The 19,333-nt window shown below is 41.9% G+C and carries 17 protein-coding genes and 2 tRNA genes; 4 read left to right on the forward strand and 15 right to left on the reverse strand.

Features of this window, described 5'->3' with window-relative positions; genetic code table 11:
* Positions 1–280 precede the first annotated feature (280 nt).
* Positions 281–1,816: an L-piperidine-6-carboxylate dehydrogenase gene (amaB, locus tag ACSBL2_RS26025; protein WP_442589484.1), complete on the forward strand. Its 1,536-nt coding sequence runs from the start codon at positions 281–283 to the stop codon at positions 1,814–1,816.
* A gap of 75 nt (positions 1,817–1,891) precedes the next feature.
* Here amaB and ACSBL2_RS26030 read toward each other — a convergent pair whose 3' ends face one another.
* Positions 1,892–2,527 carry a GIN domain-containing protein gene (locus ACSBL2_RS26030; RefSeq protein ID WP_442589485.1) on the reverse strand — a complete coding sequence of 212 codons (636 nt, stop codon included), beginning with the start codon at positions 2,525–2,527 and terminating at the stop codon, positions 1,892–1,894.
* A gap of 526 nt (positions 2,528–3,053) precedes the next feature.
* On the opposite strand from ACSBL2_RS26030, the gene ACSBL2_RS26035 reads away from it, so the two are divergent.
* Positions 3,054–5,951, forward strand: a complete 2,898-nt coding sequence (locus tag ACSBL2_RS26035) for an SNF2-related protein (protein ID WP_442589486.1) — start codon at positions 3,054–3,056, stop codon at positions 5,949–5,951.
* Between the two features lie 14 nt (positions 5,952–5,965).
* Here the strand turns inward: ACSBL2_RS26035 and aat are convergent, their stop codons facing one another.
* Together aat and ACSBL2_RS26045 are read right to left on the reverse strand one after the other, a co-directional pair.
* A complete protein-coding gene (gene aat, locus ACSBL2_RS26040) occupies positions 5,966–6,601 on the reverse strand; it encodes a leucyl/phenylalanyl-tRNA--protein transferase (RefSeq protein ID WP_442589487.1) in 636 nt (211 codons plus the stop codon).
* A gap of 77 nt (positions 6,602–6,678) precedes the next feature.
* A complete protein-coding gene (locus ACSBL2_RS26045; protein ID WP_442589488.1) occupies positions 6,679–7,656 on the reverse strand; it encodes an App1 family protein in 978 nt (325 codons plus the stop codon).
* A 51-nt stretch (positions 7,657–7,707) separates the two neighbouring features.
* Between ACSBL2_RS26045 and ACSBL2_RS26050 the strand changes: the two genes are divergently transcribed.
* Positions 7,708–8,583, forward strand: a complete 876-nt coding sequence (locus ACSBL2_RS26050; RefSeq protein WP_442589489.1) for a diacylglycerol/lipid kinase family protein — start codon at positions 7,708–7,710, stop codon at positions 8,581–8,583.
* An 18-nt stretch (positions 8,584–8,601) separates the two neighbouring features.
* Here ACSBL2_RS26050 and ACSBL2_RS26055 read toward each other — a convergent pair whose 3' ends face one another.
* From ACSBL2_RS26055 to ACSBL2_RS26105, 11 genes are all read right to left on the reverse strand, one after another.
* Positions 8,602–8,997, reverse strand: a complete 396-nt coding sequence (locus tag ACSBL2_RS26055; RefSeq protein WP_442589490.1) for a hypothetical protein — start codon at positions 8,995–8,997, stop codon at positions 8,602–8,604.
* A 1-nt stretch (position 8,998) separates the two neighbouring features.
* Entirely contained in the window at positions 8,999–9,649 is a 651-nt protein-coding gene (locus ACSBL2_RS26060) for an energy transducer TonB (RefSeq protein ID WP_442589491.1), read from the reverse strand.
* 3 nt (positions 9,650–9,652) lie between these two features.
* Positions 9,653–10,363, reverse strand: coding sequence for a peptidoglycan DD-metalloendopeptidase family protein (locus ACSBL2_RS26065; protein WP_442589492.1), 711 nt, complete (start codon positions 10,361–10,363; stop codon positions 9,653–9,655).
* 3 nt (positions 10,364–10,366) lie between these two features.
* Entirely contained in the window at positions 10,367–10,750 is a 384-nt protein-coding gene (gene rbfA, locus ACSBL2_RS26070; RefSeq protein WP_442589493.1) for a 30S ribosome-binding factor RbfA, read from the reverse strand.
* 20 nt (positions 10,751–10,770) lie between these two features.
* Positions 10,771–11,964, reverse strand: a complete 1,194-nt coding sequence (gene hflX, locus ACSBL2_RS26075; RefSeq protein WP_442589494.1) for a GTPase HflX — start codon at positions 11,962–11,964, stop codon at positions 10,771–10,773.
* A gap of 22 nt (positions 11,965–11,986) precedes the next feature.
* Positions 11,987–12,778, reverse strand: a complete 792-nt coding sequence (trpC, locus tag ACSBL2_RS26080) for an indole-3-glycerol phosphate synthase TrpC (protein WP_442589495.1) — start codon at positions 12,776–12,778, stop codon at positions 11,987–11,989.
* An 18-nt stretch (positions 12,779–12,796) separates the two neighbouring features.
* Positions 12,797–13,369 (reverse strand): anthranilate synthase component II, encoded by a 573-nt coding sequence (locus ACSBL2_RS26085; protein ID WP_442589496.1) that lies wholly within the window; start codon positions 13,367–13,369, stop codon positions 12,797–12,799.
* Between the two features lie 11 nt (positions 13,370–13,380).
* Positions 13,381–14,793 carry an anthranilate synthase component I family protein gene (locus ACSBL2_RS26090; RefSeq protein ID WP_442589497.1) on the reverse strand — a complete coding sequence of 471 codons (1,413 nt, stop codon included), beginning with the start codon at positions 14,791–14,793 and terminating at the stop codon, positions 13,381–13,383.
* A 220-nt stretch (positions 14,794–15,013) separates the two neighbouring features.
* The gene (locus tag ACSBL2_RS26095; RefSeq protein ID WP_442589498.1) at positions 15,014–15,370 is read right to left on the reverse strand and encodes a cytochrome B; all 357 of its coding nucleotides are present in this window, start codon (positions 15,368–15,370) and stop codon (positions 15,014–15,016) included.
* A gap of 408 nt (positions 15,371–15,778) precedes the next feature.
* Positions 15,779–15,922, reverse strand: a tRNA-Asp gene (locus ACSBL2_RS26100).
* A gap of 21 nt (positions 15,923–15,943) precedes the next feature.
* A tRNA-Asp gene (locus ACSBL2_RS26105) sits at positions 15,944–16,054 on the reverse strand.
* Between the two features lie 152 nt (positions 16,055–16,206).
* Between ACSBL2_RS26105 and ACSBL2_RS26110 the strand changes: the two genes are divergently transcribed.
* Positions 16,207–16,683: an Lrp/AsnC ligand binding domain-containing protein gene (locus ACSBL2_RS26110; RefSeq protein ID WP_090560120.1), complete on the forward strand. Its 477-nt coding sequence runs from the start codon at positions 16,207–16,209 to the stop codon at positions 16,681–16,683.
* A 194-nt stretch (positions 16,684–16,877) separates the two neighbouring features.
* Here the strand turns inward: ACSBL2_RS26110 and ACSBL2_RS26115 are convergent, their stop codons facing one another.
* Positions 16,878–19,316 (reverse strand): glycoside hydrolase family 3 N-terminal domain-containing protein, encoded by a 2,439-nt coding sequence (locus ACSBL2_RS26115; protein WP_442589499.1) that lies wholly within the window; start codon positions 19,314–19,316, stop codon positions 16,878–16,880.
* Positions 19,317–19,333: the final 17 nt, after the last annotated feature.

The following is a 19,333-nucleotide window of genomic DNA, read 5'->3' on the forward strand; positions in this document are numbered from 1 at the left end:
CAGTATAAGTTTGCACTATTATAGCGCATTTACTGAAATAATTTTCAACATCCAAACAACTTGCACTGTAATTAGCTGATAATATTATTCTTAGCGAAGAAATAAACACGACCAACTGAATTGGCCTTTTTGCTGTTTTTACCGGGATTTCTTTAAATACGTACAAAAATACCACAAATTAAATTAAGCATGGTAAAATACGGGTCAGGAAACTGCGATTGTTCTGTTCGCCCATCCGGTATTTTTTTTGTTGATTTGTATAAATCAATACCAAATATTTATGCAAACTCATATCAGTTCTGTTTTAAAAAATCTGGGTATCCTGGAATTAAATTCAGCTTACAGTACAGGTAATACCTGGGGAGGGAATGATGCCCATATCATCGACAGCTTCTCTCCGGTAGATGGCAAAAAGATAGCGGCTGTTCAGACGGCAGGTAAGGAAGATTATGAGCAGGTGATCGGAACCGCTGAACTTGCTTTCAAGACCTGGCGTACGATTCCTGCCCCAAAACGTGGGGATATTGTTCGCCAGCTTGGAGATGCTTTACGCCGGCATAAAGAAGACCTGGGAACATTGGTTTCCTATGAAATGGGAAAGAGCCTGCAGGAAGGTTTCGGTGAAGTACAGGAAATGATCGACATCTGTGATTTCGCTCTTGGCCTGTCACGTCAGTTGTATGGATTAACTATGCATTCCGAACGGCCAAATCACCGCATGTACGAACAATGGCACCCCCTTGGAATTGTAGGTATCATCTCAGCCTTTAATTTCCCTGTTGCTGTATGGAGCTGGAATACCGCCCTGGCATTGGTCTGCGGAAATGTATGTGTATGGAAACCTTCTTCAAAAACGCCATTGTGTGCCATAGCCTGCCATCGCATTCTCGCCAAGGTTCTGGCGGATAATGATTTGCCTGAAGGAATCAGTTCCCTGATTATCGGAAATGCAGCGGGCGACCTGATCAATAACGACAAAAGAGTGTCACTTGTATCCTTCACCGGCTCTACACGCATTGGCAGGATCGTGTCTGCGGCTGTGGCTTCCCGTTTCGGAAAAAGCATCCTGGAACTTGGCGGCAATAATGCCATCATTATCTCCAAAGATGCTGATCTGGATATGTCTATCATTGGTGCTGTTTTCGGTGCCGTAGGTACGGCAGGACAACGCTGCACATCGACAAGAAGACTGATTATCCACGAAGATATTTATGAGGACTTTAAAAACAAACTGGTTAGCGCATATGGACAGCTCAGGATAGGTGATCCCCTGGATCAGCACCACCATGTGGGGCCGCTGATTGATCAGGCGGCTGTAGAAATGTATACCAAAGCCATTGAAAAAGGAAAAGCCGAGGGGGCCGTTTTTGTCGTAGAAGGGGGTGTACTGAGCGGGCATCCCTATGATTCCGGGTGTTATGTAAAACCATGCGTAGCCGAAGTGGAAAACCATTTTGAAATTGTGCAGGAAGAAACCTTTGCCCCTATTCTTTACCTGATCAGGTACAAGACACTTGAAGAAGCTATTGCATTGCAGAATGATGTCCCCCAGGGATTATCTTCAGCCATCATGACACTTAACCTGAGGGAAGCCGAATTGTTCCTCTCTTCCTTAGGATCTGACTGCGGTATTGCCAATGTAAACATCGGTACATCGGGTGCAGAGATCGGTGGTGCTTTTGGCGGGGAAAAAGAGACAGGGGGTGGCAGGGAAAGTGGCTCCGATGCCTGGAAAGGCTACATGAGAAGGCAAACAAATACCATTAACTATGCAGCGACCTTACCGCTTGCACAGGGGATTAAGTTTGACCTGTAAACAGACATTCCCCACAAAGGCGGATAGGTATCCGTCTTTGTGGGGAATGTCTTACTCTCCTTATGATATCACTTACTAATTGTAATTTTTTATTCCCTCTGCTTTTTTAGTTACAGAACCGTTTATCTCTGTATGTAAGGCCATTTCATCATGTGACACATGCTCTGTTTTCAAAGCAGCAAACCCTTCCGTGTTTAAAGTTGCTATTCCATCAGATTTTAAGATATGGTTATCTGTTGTCCCCAATAATTCCAGATTGGCATTGCCTTTAATCACGGTGTACAGACTTTCTGTATTGGCTTTTACACGTGCACGTGCATCGTCTTTAAGCATAACCTGCAGACATTTTAATTTAAAACATCCTGTTGTTCTCACTTCTGCCGCATCGCAGGCATCAATACGGTAAATATCATTCACATATACAGTAACAGTTACACGTTCATCTCCTTTAGAGCCGATAGTCAGTGTATTCCCAACTTGTTTAATAGTAATCTTATCGGCCTGATCTTCATAATAATTTACCCACTCTCGCTTGCTTTTAACAATGGTTACTTTGGCGTTACCGGTTACGACAACTTTTTTGATCTCCGGATTTGATGGCGACAATTCCAGTCTTCTGCAAACGGATGCAGCAGTTGAAGTAAATGCTGAGGCTGACAATACAAGTATTGCCAGGGTTGATGTTAGTAATGTTTTTAATGAAGTTTTCATATGTTTGAGTTTTAAGCTTTTTATAAAGCGTTGTATTTAATTAGTTTACCAAAAGGACAGATTCTCCTAAGTGACGTTGCGTGAGGAATGGGACTTTTATACCATAATGCTTTTTAATCCGACAAACTGCCCTTATTTTTCGACCAACTGACACCAAATATTTGGGCGGGTATGAAGACACAGCAGCGGAATGGGGATTTATGGTACTGCCGAAGCAGCCATGGATTTCTTGATGGAAATTCCGGAAAGTTGTAGAGACGACGTTTTCATATATTTCTGGTTTTGAACCTTTTATTAAAGGTTATTCTTAAATCATTTATAATAAGATCACCATAAGCCCTCAACGTTTCAGCCAACTTCGCCCTATTATACCACAGGGCGGTAACAGGCGACAAACGGGTGTATTTTTTCGACCAACAGGAATAAAAAACAATCTTTATTTCAATGAAATTTGACAGCAAATCAAATTTGATGTATGTTTAAAGATTTTATAAGCCTAAAATCCCTTCTTTTTTAATATTTAGCCATGTTACGTGTAGATAGTTCAAAGCCATGCAAAATCGTTTATTCTCTGTGTAAGCATGAGTATCTGGGCTATTTAATTGAACCGCATATCGTTCAGCTGAACCCGCAGGGAGATTTTTCCCTTACCTATCAGCGCCTTTTTAGCCATACTGCGGAAGAGTTCACGCGGCATCTTACCGATTCGGATATAAAAATTATAAAAATCCTGGATGAGACAGAGCAGGACCATGTGATCAAAAAATACCATAAGAAGGCATTAAGACCATTTGAATTTTTCAGTAAGTTTTATGATGACCGCTTTTATGACACCGTACGCCCTAAAATTGAAAAGCGACTGGCAGAGGTACTGGCCATCCTTAAAGATAAGGAAGCACTATATTTAATGGACAAGGACGGCTGGCCTGCAGAACGTAAAATTGAACTGGCTGCGACTCCGGCGACCATCCTGTTCCATTTCCGCAGAAATGAAACAGAAACCCGCTATTTTCCGACAATAAAATATGAAGGCCTTCGTATAGACTTCATGTTCAAAGAGGCCCAGGTGGTGAGTAATCAGCCGGCATGGCTGTTATTAAATGATGTGCTCTATTTCTTTGAACAGGATATTGAAGGCAAAAAGCTTTCTCCATTTTTGAACAAACGGTACATTACCATTCCTACCGCAAAAGAAGAAACCTATTTCGAGAAGTTTGTTGCTCCCCTGATTGAAAAATACCATGTATATGCAGAAGGATTCGATATCAAAACGGAAAAACATGAGCCCTCTGCAATCATCAAGGTCATCTATGTCGAGAATGGCATTTCACAGCTTCAGTTGCATTATCAATACGGAGAGCATACTTTCCCCCTTGGATATGAGAAAAAGATCACCGTAAGCCTGCGGAAGGAAGAAAGCAATTATGTTTTTACCAGAGTCAAGAGAGATACTGCCTGGGAAAAAAACAAGTATGCGGAGCTGGTTAAATTGGGCTTAAAAAAGGTAAGCCCTACGGTCTATCACCTTGAACTGAGTCAGGCAACAGATGGATCCGATAATGCTTATGCTGTGATTAACTGGATAAATGACCATATAGATATCCTTAAGGAACATGGTTTCCATATTGCACAGGAAACCGGTAATAAACGGTTCCTGTTTGCTTCCAGCAAAATAGATTTTGAAATTAAGGAAGATAACGACTGGTTTGATATCAATGCTATCGTTTACTTCGGCCATCATCCCGTTCCTTTTATTTCTTTGAAACCTTATATCCTCCATAAAAAAAGGGAGTTCCCTTTACCCGATGGTTCCCTGGCAATTATCCCGGAGAAATGGTTCTCCCAATACAGCAGCCTTTTTAGTCTTGCAGACGCAGGTAAAACGTTAAAGCTAAAGAAACACCATATCGGTCTCATCAATGACCTGGCGGAAGATGGAATTGCCAACGTTACCCTACAGCGGAAACTTCAAAAACTGAATGATTTTGAGGACATCGCCGATACGCATATGCCTGTCCATTTTAAAGGTGAATTAAGAAGTTATCAGAAGGCGGGTTACAATTGGTTCAGCTTTTTAAGGGAGTATAACTTCGGTGGCTGTCTGGCAGATGATATGGGATTGGGTAAAACCATTCAAACCCTTGCCATGCTGCAAAAGCTGAAGGAAGAGGATGAGCTCAACAACACACACAGCACTTCGCTGATTGTTATGCCTACTTCTTTAATTTATAACTGGCTCAATGAAGCCAAAAAGTTCACCCCAAAACTAAAAATCCTTGCCCATACGGGTGGATCCAGAAATAAGAATGTAGGCCTGTTTATTAAATATGACATCATCATCACGACCTATGGAATTACCAGGGTAGATATCGCATCCCTTCAGGATTTTTATTTCAATTACATTATCCTTGATGAGAGTCAGAATATCAAAAATCCTTCATCGAAATCTTTTAAAGCGGTAAGATTGCTGAAATCCAGGCACCGTCTGATCCTCAGCGGTACTCCGGTAGAAAACTCGGTGAGTGATTTGTGGACACAGCTGACCTTCCTGAATCCCGGACTTCTGGGCACACAGTCCTTCTTCAATGAGGAATATGTTCAGGGAATCGAAAAAAGAAAGGATGAAGAAAAAGCCAGGAAACTACAGGCCATTATCAAACCTTTTGTCCTGAGAAGAACAAAGGAGCAGGTGGCAGAAGAGCTCCCGGCGAAAACAGAGCAGATTATTTACTGTGCCATGAGCGAAGATCAGGCATCTTACTACGAGAAGACCAAATCGGCTTACAGAAACGATTTACTGAGCAGCATGGATGATGGCACCTATGCCAAAAAGCAGGTGCAGTTGCTGCAAGGCTTAACCGCTTTACGCCAGCTTGCCAATCATCCGGTCATGATTGATGAGGAATATGTATCAGACTCCGGAAAGTTTGAGAACGTGATCCATACGCTGGACAATGTCTTAAAGGGAGGCCATAAAGTACTGATCTTCTCTCAGTTTGTGAAACACCTCAGCATCTTTAAACATTATTTCGAACAGGAAAATATACCTTTTGCCTATCTCGACGGCACCACCAAAAACCGTGGGGAGATTGTATCGGAGTTTCAGGAAAATACGGCACTGAAAGTATTCCTGATCTCTATTAAAGCTGGTGGTGTAGGACTAAACCTCACTCAGGCTGACTATGTGTTTATTTTAGACCCATGGTGGAATCCTGCAGTAGAACAGCAGGCGATAGACAGGTCACACCGTATCGGGCAGGAAAAAAAGGTATTTATCTACAAGTTCATTGCGAAGGATACTGTCGAAGAAAAAATCCTTGCCCTGCAGAACCGTAAAAAACGGCTGGCCAGTTCATTGATTACTACAGAAGAAAGCTTCTTTAAATCGCTGAGCAAAGATGATATCCGGGAAATCCTCAATTGAGGACACCACCGGACTCAGGGGGATTGAAGTATTTCCATATACAGCGCCCTCGGCAGCATTTCTGCCCCCAGGCTCATCAGGTGGTCATTCGGAACCTGACAATCAATTAAGCTGTAATTATTGGTCTGGCACAACCATATGAGCGCCGTCTTAGAGGCATTACTCATCCTGCTGAACATACTCTCTCCACAGAAAACATGGTTGACATGGATCCCGTAAAGTCCACCCACCAGCTCTCCATTATGCCATACTTCAACACTATGTGCTTTTCCTGTTTGATGTAAACCAATATAGGCCTGCTGCATGGCTGAAGTAATCCATGTACCCTCCTGATCTTTGCGTACCGTATCTGCACAGCTTGTGATCACACGTTCAAATGCCTGATCCATCGTTACCGTAAAACTCCCGGAAGCCAGTACCTTGCGCATACTTTTGCTGATCTTAACCTGATCAGGGTAAATGACACAGCGTTCGTGGGGAGAAAACCAGCAGATAGGATCGCCCTCACTAAACCAGGGAAAAATCCCGTTCTCATAAGCTAAAGCCAATCTTTCTTTGCTTAAATCACCCCCCAATGCAAGTAAACCATCTGGTTCAGCATGGGACGGATGCGGAAAAACAAGTTCATTTTCATCCAACTGAAATATCATCGTACAAAAATAAAAAAAATCAGCAGGTTAACAGGCATGAGCACTGAGCTGAGAAGGATATCGGTCGCCGGATGAGCTCAGTCACCGATTAAACCGATGCTCTCAGAATGGGTAATCGCTTCCTGACTGGTAGAAAAGAGACAGGTATGGATCTGCAATGCTTCCGCTTTTACCAACAGTTCCCGCGTAGCCCCTTCCCTTTCCGGCCGGATGTTCCTGATATAGATAGCCTCTATATTTTTTGGATATTTTATAGCTATTGCTGAATAAATCTCCGGATCCTGTTGTGAATTGTCTCCAAAAAATACAAACTTCTGATTTGGAAAAGCATCAAGAATCCGCATTACACGAATCAATTTGCCTTCATGACCAGTTTTACCGGTTTTGATCAGATTCTTCCAGCGTTTGATCTGGTTCAGCAAAAATGCGCCTTCCGGCAGTTTGTTAAATCTGAAAATTTCTACCAGGTAGTCGTATAAATTCCATTCACTGCTCGATACATAAAAAAAAGGATTGGGATGATCAGCATCAGTATGGGATAAAGCCAGCAAATTGTAATGTGCCGCGGCATAGGGAAAAGTTTTCCGCGTACGCGGATTTTTAATAAACAGTTCCCGCATTCTTCTGCCTACGGTTGCAGAATGAGAAACCATTACGGTATCATCAATATCAGAGATAAATGCGTATTGTGTAATATGGGGAACGTATACACTTCCTGTATTTACAGCAAGCACTTCTCCATCCTCAGCAAGCACCTCCACTTTTACCGGATGCCAGCCAGCTTCCACATTCTCGGCTGCTTCCCATTCAAACTTAAAAAAACCATCATATTCTGTCGTTTGATACACTATTTGTTTGTAAAAGGTAAGACGGACCCCAACAAAGGCATAGGGTTTTAAGACAAACAGCTTAAACAGGTGGACGATATTCACGAATAGATTATTGCTATACTTCTGACCTGCCTTTGCCCTGAACTTAAAAGCATGCCCATATACGACCAGGTTATGTGTATGGCCATAGCCATGATATATTTTTACACTAACAGAATTATTCATTATAAATGAAACAGAGTATCCGTACAGTTGTTTGTCTGAGTAAAGAATAACATGAATCAAGCGCCAGGCACACTTAAATTACTTTTCATCGTAAATCCGGGTTCAGGCAGTGACAATACCGATTTTGAAAAAGAAATCAATGATTTTTTCGATCCTCTGGATCATGATGCTGAAGTTTTCCTGCTGCCTGAAGACTGTATCCCCGACCAGGTTAAACAAGTCATCGAAAATTCGAGGGCCGACCGTGTGATTGCTGTTGGTGGTGACGGAACATTAAAGCTGGTTGCCGAATGCCTGAACGGAAAGAACACCCCCATCGGCATTATTCCTGCAGGCTCTGCAAACGGAATGGCGAAAGAACTGGGAATCCCCCTGGATGTTAAAGAAGCCCTGCAGTTAACTGTCAGTGGCAGCCTCAAAAAGATCCATCTGGTGATGGTCAATAATGAGCTGTGCATCCATTTGTCAGATATCGGGTTCAATGCCTATATCGTTAAAAAGTTTGACGACCTCCCCCAGCGCGGAATGTGGGGATATGCCAGGGCCACATGGAAAGCTCTGTGGAGCCACCATAAAATGGAGGTGGAATTTGATATTGAAGGAGAGACCATCCGCTCCGAAGCGGCCATGGTTGTTGTTGCCAATGCCACCATGTACGGAACCGGCGTTAAAATAAATCCCGAGGGAAGACTTGATGATGATGTCTTTGAGGTGATCCTCGTGAAGAAATATGCAGTGATGGAGATCCTGAAGATCCGCTTTACCAACCTGCCCTTTAACCCCGAAAAAATCCAGTTATTTCATACGAAAAGTCTGCGGATAAAAACCAGGCATAAGGTACATTTCCAGGTAGACGGAGAATATAAAGGAAAAGTAAATGAAGTTCATGCGAAGATCCTGCCTGAGGCCATTTCAATAATAACCTGACAAGTCGAAAGGCCTGTCTTATTTCCTGATCAGGCTCCGCTGAGCCTGGATGGTATAGTAAATCCTGAAGAATTCTGCAACAATACAGATCCTGAAAAGGATGCCAAACCACTGGTTCTCCTGATGAAAAAGCTCTGGCAGGAAAGTAATGAAACCAATGGAAAACACCCACAGAATTAACCGGAATGGGAATTGTACATAATAAGTGATCATGCCATATTTTTTAAACTGAAATAATCCGGCAGCGGAGACAAATAAGGAAAGAAAAATAGCTGAGGTAAAGACCACTTTGAACACCGACAAAGCTTCTTTAGGTATGGTATCAAAATGATTGAGGATGATCCAGATTTGCGGAACCATAAAACAGATGCTGATCACATCAAGCAGTGCAAAGATTTTAAATAAAAGACGCATATTATTTACAGTAACGTTCCAGCAGCTGATCAGCTAGTGATGAACCCATATATTTTACCATTAGAAAATCCTCACAGGCACCCTGGTAGTCTTTCTGCCTGAGTTTCTTTTGTCCTTCCTGTATTTTAGCTTCCATCCATTCCTCATCATAGCCCAGTTCCTTTTTTAAGGCAATGATCCGGGTTTCATCGGCTTCATTGTATTTACCAGCAGATTTATTACGGTAGAAATTGATAATGGCATCCGTAAGCCCTTCATTCGCCTTGTAGGCTGCAATGGCCTTTTGCATTTCTCCTTCCCTTATTCCGGTACAGTTGCCACCGGTAATCCTGAAATTAACAGGTACGATCAGCACATAAGTCGTATCATAACCGGCAGGCATGTTCCACTTGCCGCTGCTCAGGCGAACTAACCTCAGCGCTTCTTTATCCAGGTCTATTCCGGGGCCTTTGCTCACTGCTGAAAAGTAAACTTCACCAGCCCTGTTCAGTTTGAAACTTACATTGATCGTGGCCTGAACACAATTCTGCCAGGAATATGCAGGATAGATAATATTGGTTTTGATAAAAGCTTCAAGTCCGCCTTTCAATGCAGGCTGCGCCTGAACTGAACATCCGAACAATAAAAAAATCAATGCAAATAATCTTCCCATACCCTAATTTACACAATTTAATTTAAAGCTGTGGTTAAGAATGAGCATGGGATCGGGACAATTGTGCAAATAGCCTGCCCGTTTGGAAAACTGGCATACCCCAGGATAATCGCCCTCCATGCCCTGCATAGCGAACATCAATTGAAAGTGCAAATGTGGAGGCCAGTTTCCATTTTCAGCAGGAATACCCAGTGCAGCAAATTGCTGCCCGGCGGAAATATGTTGTCCCACCCGGAGGCCCTCCAGGGAAGCAAGACTTAAATGACCATACAATGCGTACAGGTCGAATCCGTCCAACCGGTATTTCAGGATAATGGTTGCCCCGTAATCGCCGGACTGAGGATTATTTTTAAAGCTGTGCACTTCTGCCTCAAAAAAATTGTATACCGGAGTTGATGCAGGTCCCCAGATGTCTACACCAAGGTGTAAGCGCCTGGGTTCTTCAGCTGTATCAAAATGCGCACTCCGGCGGTAGATCGTCCGGTGTTCATTGTAACCACCAATTCCATAGCGGCAATCTTTCTCTGATAGTTGTTGCGCTACCCAGTTAGAAAAAGCGGCAGTATCATCCAGGATTTCATCGGTAAGGTCCGTATTTGCTGCCGTAAAATCCATAGGCAGCACCTGGTCCTCCAGTGGATTAAAGTCCACCACCTGCCGGATACCAGCCTTTTCCCTCTCCTGCCAGGCATGGAACCTTTCCAGCAAATCCATCACTTATTCCTCCGTTGTTTCCCCGTCCGTATCTTTACGTTCCTTAGAAATTTTATCGAAGATCTTGTCCATATGTTCAACATACGTATTGGTATCATCTATAAAAAACGAAAGGGTAGGTACCACTCTTGCCTGGTGGCGTATGCGCGTACCTAATTTATATCTTATTTCTCCTGCGTGAGAATTAACCGTATTAATTGATAACAGTGTATTATTGGTGCTTAAGAAGCTCAAATAAACTTTCGCAACAGCTAAATCAGGAGATACCCTTACTTTAGTGATCGTAACGAGGGTATTTGGCAGATACTCTGCCCCTTCCCGCTGAAAGATTGATGCTAGTTCTTCTTGTAGTATACCCGCAAATTTCTGCTGACGTTTACTTTCCATGATATTTGTGCGCTTAAAATTTAGTATAATAATTTGTCATACGGATAACGCTCGGTATGCAGCGCAACAATCGTGTCGTATAACAGTTGTTTGAACTCTTCCAGGTTCTCTTTATGCAAGGCAGAAATAAACAGTGCAGGCGCATTGTGCTGTGCCATCCAGCTACGTTTAAAATCTTCCAGGGTTAATGTCACCTTTTCCTCCTCATGCTGTTCTTCAGCTTCAGGACTCACATAAGCATCAATTTTGTTGAATACCATGATGGTCTGTTTGTCACGTGCCCCCAGGTCTTTCAGCGTTTCGTTGACCACATTGATCTGATCTTCAAAGTTAGGATGGGACACATCCACCACATGTACAAGAACATCAGCTTCCCTCACTTCATCCAGTGTAGACTTAAAACACTCCACCAGGTGATGCGGGAGTTTGCGGATGAACCCTACAGTATCCGACAGTAAAAAAGGGAGGTTATCAATCACTACTTTTCTCACCGTAGTATCCAGCGTCGCAAAAAGTTTGTTTTCAGCAAACACTTCCGATTTGGAAATCATGTTCATGATGGTAGATTTTCCTACGTTGGTATATCCGACAAGGGCAACCCTGATCAGCTGAACACGGTTCTTCCGCTGCGTTTCATTCTGTTTATCGATCAGTTTCAATCTTCCTTTCAAGAGTGATATTTTCTCCAGAATCATCCTTCTGTCACTCTCAATCTGGGTTTCTCCAGGACCACGCATACCAATACCACCCTTCTGGCGCTCAAGGTGAGTCCATAAACGGGTAAGTCGTGGCAATAAATATTGCAGTTGTGCCAGTTCCACCTGTGTTTTCGCCTGTGCAGTCTGCGCCCTTCCGGCAAAAATATCCAGAATAAGGTTACTTCTGTCCAGTATTTTCACTTCCAGTTCACGTTCAATATTCCGCAATTGCGAAGGTGACAGTTCATCATCAAAAACGACCATATCGATCTCTTCCGATTTCACGTAGCCTTTTATCTCTTCCAGTTTTCCTGTGCCTACAAATGTAGCACGCTCCGGACGAAGCATTTTTTGCGTAAAGGTAGTCTCTACCACACCCCCGGCAGTATCTACCAGAAATGCCAGTTCATCCAGATATTCTTTTGTTTCCTCCGGTTTTTCTCCCGGCCTGATTACGCCAACAAGGACAGCCCGTTCCTGTTTAAGCGCGGTATCATAAGTTTTCGCTTTTCCCATGTAAAGTACAAAGATACAAAAGTTATACCGAGATCAGCCCATCTGCAAAAGCTTGCATGGCAGCACCCGGATTTGATGTTTTCATGAAGTTCTCTCCAATAAGAAATCCATTGAAACCTGCCTTTTTCAGCTGTTTTATCGTCTCAACATCACTTATAGCACTCTCCGATATTTTTAAAAATTCTGCAGGTATCTCCTCTGCCAGTTGGAATGACGTCTGGATGTCAACAGAAAAGTCTGCCAGATTGCGGTTATTGACACCAATAGCATCTACAAGCGGATGAATACTCCGCTGTAATTCTTCCAGGTGATGGACTTCCAGCAATGTATTTAAGCCAAGGCTCTTTGCCAGACCTGCAAAACGGGCAATTTCCTCTGGAGTAAGAATGGCAGCAATCAACAGGATAATATCTGCCCCCATCGCTTTTGCTTCTATGATCTGGTACTCATCAATCATAAAATCTTTCCGCAATACAGGGATTTTATTCACATCCCTGGCCGCAAGCAGGTCGTCCAGATCCCCACCAAAAAAATCATTGTCCGTCAATACGGATAAAGCAGAAGCACCGGCGGCGGCATAACCGGACGTTACCTCTTCCACGGTTGAATGTCCGTTAATCAGTCCTTTGGACGGAGAACGGCGTTTGAATTCCGCGATAATCCCTGTGCGGTCTTTTGCCATCAGGAAATCGCGGAAAGAATATGGGCTACGGTTAAAGTGCAGTCCCTTTTCCAATTCCTGTACAGTCACTTTAGCCTTTGCCAAGGCAACTTCTTCCTTTTTACGTATGACGATTCTGTCTAATATATTCATCTGTTGATCTTAATAGGATTAGTTTTCCAACCAGTTTTGTATCATTTGTTTACCATACTCTGTAAGTACACTTTCAGGATGGAACTGAACGCCACGCACATCATAAGTATGATGCCTTAATGCCATAATTTCGGTATGGCTATCTGTAGCGGTTACGGTAAGGCAGCCAGGAAGGTCATTTTGGTTCACTACCCATGAATGGTAGCGGCCAACATTAATGCTTTTGGGACATGCCCTGAACAAGACTTCTTCGCTATCCAGTACATCTATTGGCGTAGCAATCCCATGCATCGGACGGCCAAGATTAAATAAAGTACCCCCAAAAGCTTCGGCAATCGCCTGCTGCCCCAGGCAAACGCCAAGTATACTTTTTGTTGGTGCATAGGTACGTATCACATCCAGCAGTAAGCCAGCTTCCTGCGGAATACCAGGCCCCGGGGACAATAAGATCTTATCAAACTGATCCACATCTGCCAGTTCAAACTTATCATTTCTCCACACTTCCGCTTCCCTGCCCAATTCATTAATTAAATGTACCAGATTATAGGTGAATGAATCATAATTATCTATAACCAATATTTTCTTTTGCATGATTTCTTAACTTAAATATGATTGATTCCTTTAGCCATTTCAATCGCTTTACGCAATGCGGCAATTTTGTTATTTACTTCATTCAGTTCATTCTCCGCGATGGAATCTGCAACAATGCCGGCTCCAGCCCTATAATGAAGCTGGTTATTCTTACTCATAAATGTTCTGATCATGATGGCATGATTGAACTCACCGCCAAATCCCATATATCCCAGTGCGCCGGCGTAGAAATTGCGTCCGAGTCCTTCATACGCATCAATCAGTTGCATGGCCTTATATTTTGGTGCACCGCTTAATGTTCCTGCGGGATAAGTATCTGCCACCACTTTAAAAGCAGAAACGTCCTTTTGCAGATCGCCACTCACCTTAGATACCAAATGAATTAAATGTGAATAATACTGTACCTCCTTAAAAGATTTCACCTGTACATTTCTGCAGTGTCTGCTCAGGTCATTCCTGGCCAAATCGACCAGCATCACATGTTCAGCACTTTCCTTAGGATCCTGTTCCAGTTTTCTTGCCAGCTCAGCATCTTCCTCATCATTTCCTGTCCGCTTAAAAGTTCCGGCAATAGGGAAAATATTGGCAACTTGCTTTTTAATGGTAATCTGTGCTTCAGGTGAAGATCCAAAAAGCTTGAAACTGCCATAATCGAAATAAAACAAATAGGGAGATGGATTAATAGACCTTAGGCAGCGGTAGACATTAAACTCGTCTCCTGAGAAACCCTGGGTATACGCTCTGGAAGGGACAATCTGGAACACATCTCCACGCAGGATATGGGTTTTCATTTTTTCTACGATTTCCATGAATCCCTCATTGCTAAGGTTCGATTGCTCTTCTCCTACCGTATCAAAAGTATATTCCGGGAAGTTTTTATTCTGTATCAGATATTCAATTTTTTCCAGCCCTCCACAGATTTCTTCATCAAAATTATTCCTGAAAAGCGTAACCTCATTTTTAAAATGATCTATTGCAATAATGTAGCGATAAACATGGTACTGCATTACAGGAATCTCTTCATCCTGGGGAACAGAAGAATTAAATTTAATATCTTCAAAATATTGGACGGTATTCCAGGTAAAATAGCCAAATAGTCCTGTAGAAATGTAACGCTGCTCTTCTACGGGCTGCGCATCAAACCGGGATTTAAAAGCTTCAATTTCATCCGTTAGGACAAAATCTTTTTTTGTTTCTCTGCTGCCGTCCGGGAAGTAGGTCGTCAACTCTCCTTTCTGTAACATGATCCCGGCTACAGGATCTGCACAAACATAACTTACCGAGTTCTCCCGACTATGGTAATCTGAACTCTCCAGCAGGAGTGTGTTCGGAAATACATCTCTCAACCTCAGGTAGATACTTACCGGAGTGGTCGTATCTGCCAACCTTTTTTTATAAATTGTATTGATATTAATCTTCTTCATATCTGCTGTAAAAAAATGCTGTAAAAACAAAAACCCGACGCGGTTAACGTCGGGTTTAGTATGTGTGGTTTGGTTTAGGTTGATAAACTATAAGGTACACAAGGAAGCGACGATATCCCGTTCAGAATTACCGCGCCATTGCCAAGTATGTATATTGTTAATCATGTAGAAGCAAAAATATAAATAAATCTAATAAACCAAAATTAAATCGTAAAAATAATTACATGCCAAATAAATGACGGCTTAAATCAATGTTGACCATATTGATGATGGCAGCAGTAATAATCAGGAGTGCCAGGCCAAAAAACAAAAAGATTGAGCGGTGTTTCAGGGCAGGATTTGTTCCTTTTTTTGATTTTGCATTACCGATAGTAATCAACACAATAGCAAGAACCATCATCGCAAGATGTTCTACTTTCCAGTATCTCTGGATCGCTATAGACATGTCGCCTTTATACCAATCGTGCATAAAGTAAATAATTAATCCCAAAAGCAACTGGATATGTGAGCTGATCAAAGCGAATACATTTAATTTTCGGTTACCTTCAGTGTAAGGTTTTTTTCCGATGTAGCCCATCAATGCATTAATAAACGCTACAAGTAATAAGATGATTACCAAATAACGCCATCCAGAGTGTGCACTCTTCAAGATTTCATAAATACCCATAATTCTTTTTCTTTCAAAATTAATCAAATCCCTGCTCTTCCATAAAAATCATCTTTAATAAAGATTATTTATAACGATTTTAAACAAATGAACATTCAGGGCCATTATTGGAACAGAATGAGGCGGGTAATTTTAAGAATGCGGGAATAAGCAGGAAGAAAACCTCTTTTCAACACCTGCATTAGAATAGCTAATTGCCCGTAGGTTTTCTTTTCAGAAGGAGGATTAAAACATTCGCTTCAAAATGGAATATCCATAAAATAAAAAAGGTGAACCGCCTCCGGAACACCTAAATTAAACTAACTTATTATAAAAAACTGGCTGTTGGGGAAGGAGTCGAACCTTCAAGGGGAAGTTAGCCGCAGTTCAAAATTAATTTGTGGTCAACCCATAAACTGTGTTTATCCCATGATCCCCACCACCGAGACAAGAAGGTGTGTCTGCCAATTTCACCACCCAACATTAAATAAAGAACTCAATCTTTGGCTGTAGGGGAAGGAGTCGAACCTTCAAGGAGTGGTTAGCCTTTACAGGTTTCCCAAATTCTCCACCACCGAGACAAGGAGGTGCGTCTGCCAATTTCACCACCCTACAGAGTATAAACAAGCTTTAAAGAACTGCTTTTTGTTACTTGCTTGATACAAATGTAACAAGACCTGGTATATGTTGCAAATATTTTAATCATTTAATTTTATTATTATGATATTAATATTTATATTCGTTATTCATTAACATATCTCAAAATCATGCTTAAAAAAGAAAGCCAAAATTTAGAAATTGACAACCTCGATATTGACATTTTAAAACAGTTGATGCAGGATGCCACCAAACCATACACAGAAATAGCCAAAGATTTGATTGTTTCCGGTGGTACAATTCACGTTAGAATGAAAAAACTGCAGGAAATGGGCATTATCAAAGGCTCCCATTTAATCATTGACCCTCAAAAAGCGGGTTATGATATCTGTGCATTCCTGGGAATCTATCTTGAAAAGGGGATACAGTACAAGGATGCCGTAGCACAGCTCAGCAAAATTAAGGAAGTCGTAGAATTACATTACACTACCGGTGCTTACAGCATGTTTGCAAAGATCATCTGCAGGGATACCAATCACCTCAGACATGTATTGAATGAAGAGATCCAGGCAGTAGCAGGGATTCAGCGTACAGAAACCCTGATTTCACTGGAAGAAAGTATCAGAAGACAAATCGAACTGGGCTAAATTCAAGCCGTTGTGCAAGCCGCACAAAAGAAAAAATAGCGAAGGAAATTAAATGAGCAGAAACCTTCGCTATTTCATCAGAATATCATTGATTTTTGCATTTGAAGAAACCATCATGAGCCGTACTCTGTCTGCAGAGGATAAAGACCCATGATAGCTTCATCAGTAAAAAACAATATGTACTTATAGAAGGCCTATTTGGCTTTCAACTCATTAATTGCTTGTGTAGTTTGAAAAGCTTTGTTTACTTTTTCTACCACAAGTTCCTTAGCCAGGGTAAACTCTGCTGTTTTCTTAATATCTAAGGCAGAAGCTGCAATCGCTACTTTATACTTACCCGCTTCAGCAATCCATGCAGACTTACTTTCAAGGAAAGAGGCAAGATCTTTTGGAAGAAGTGTGAGTATAATTGTTTCACTTTCTCCCGGTTTAAGTTCTTTAGTTTTTGCAAACGCTTTTAATTCCTCAACAGGTTTATCGATAGATTTTGAGGGTGCAGAAAGGTATAACTGTACAACTTCCTTACCGGCAGTCTTTCCGGTATTTTTAACCGTTACTGTAGCTGTGATTTTTCCATTAAATGAAGCACTGCTCAACTTAAGATTAGAATAATCAAAAGTAGTATAGGATAACCCATAACCGAATTCGTAAGACGGTTTCACTTTAAAGGTATTGAAATAACGGTATCCTACATAAACACCTTCTTCATAAGTTACATCTTTTGGATTATCAACAGGAGTACCCATCCAGTTCTTTGCAGAAGGCGTATCTTCATATTTCGCAGGGAAAGTCATGGTCAGTTTACCTGAAGGATTCACTTTTCCGGAGAACACATCAGCAACAGAGTTTCCACCTTCCTGACCTGGCTGCCATGACAACAAGATCGCATCAACTTTATCCTTCCAGCTGCTGGTTTCAATCACACCACCAATATTCAGGATCACCACTACTTTTTTACCTTTTGCATGGAAAGCTGCTGAAACGTTATTGATCAGTTCAACTTCATCAGCTGCCAGATTAAAATCGTTATCTACTGTGCGGTCGCCACCTTCACCAGAATTTCTTCCCAGGGTAATAATGGCCAGTTCAGAAGAAGCTGCCTTTTGTGCAATTAAATCTTTCTCCAGTTTAAGTTCCGGAAGACGCTCAGGTAAAGCAAGCATACCTCTTTTTTTACGGCTCTCCAGTTCAGCAGCTTTTTCTTTCGCAGCAAATGGAGTATACATGGTTTTTAACTGCTCATCAACTGCAAATCCGCCATTAGTTAAGCCTTCAATCAATGAAACGGTGTAAGCTTCATTTACATCACCACTACCTGTTCCACCAGCAATAAAATCATAAGAAGTCACACCAAATACGGCAAGAGGAGATGCTGTTGAAGTGTAAGGCAATACCTGATTATTTTTCAGGAGCACCATACCTTCAGATGCAGCTTTTCTTGTCACTTCTGCATTTCCTTTTAAATCTGGTTTATCTGAATACTTATAGTTTTGCATAATTGGTGAACGCAGTACGAGTTCAACAATTCTTTTCACATTTAAATCAACAACAGCTTTAGTTAGCTTGCCATTTTTCATGTTTTCTATCACACTTGCTTCCTGCTCAGGTAATCCCGGCATCAACAGGTCATTTCCTGCAGTCAGCTGCTCAGTTACATTACTTGTACCCCCTTTCAAAGATTCAAATCCTGCATAACCACCAAACCAGTCGGTCATTACAATTCCTTTGAAGCCCCATTCCTTACGCAGGATATCTGTTAATAAATCCTTTCTTGCAGAAGTATATGTTCCGTTAATCAGATTGTAAGATGACATGACTGTCCATGGCTGTGATTCCTTTACAGTGATCTCAAAGCCTTTAAGATAAAGCTCACGCATAGCACGCTCACTTACATGTGCATTGATCGACAGACGGTTTGTTTCCTGGTTATTTGCTGCATAGTGTTTGATGGAAGTACCCACGCCATTCGACTGGATCCCTTTTACCATAGCAGCTGCAATTTTACCTGAAACGAGCGGATCTTCAGAATAATATTCAAAGTTTCTTCCGTTTAGCGGATTACGGTGAATATTCAAGGCTGGTGCAAGCAACACATCCACTCCATATTCCTTCACCTCATTACCCATTGCCTTACCAACAGATTCGATCAGGTTCACATTCCAGGTGGAAGCCAGTAAGGTTCCTACAGGAAAAGCAGTACAGTAGTATGTATTTTTATCATTATCCCTGATCGGTTTGATACGAAGTCCTGCGGGTCCGTCTGCAACGATAATAGAAGGAAGGCCAAGACGCTTGATTTCATAAGTTCCCCCAGCGGCACCAGGTACGCGTCCTTCAATTGCTCCAACTACCGGTGTTAGTCCGTCGAAACCCGGCATACCTGTACCCAACATCATCTTCGCTTTTTCCTCATCGGTCATCTTAGATACCAGATCTTCCGCTCTTTCAGCAATAGAAAGTCTATAATCCTCATACTTATCAAGCATACCATTCCTGTTCAGATCTTTAAAGGTAAAACCTTTAATAGTAATTACAGGCTGATCCAGATTAAATGGGGCAGGTGTCCATGAAATTCCGGAAAACACCATCGCTGTCAGTAAGGACAGGCCGGCTGTTTTTTTTATCCTATTCATTGTTATATAATTTAGTA

Origin of the sequence: Pedobacter sp. AW31-3R (assembly GCF_052180285.1) — a bacterium.
Classification (GTDB): Bacteria; Bacteroidota; Bacteroidia; order Sphingobacteriales; family Sphingobacteriaceae; genus Pedobacter.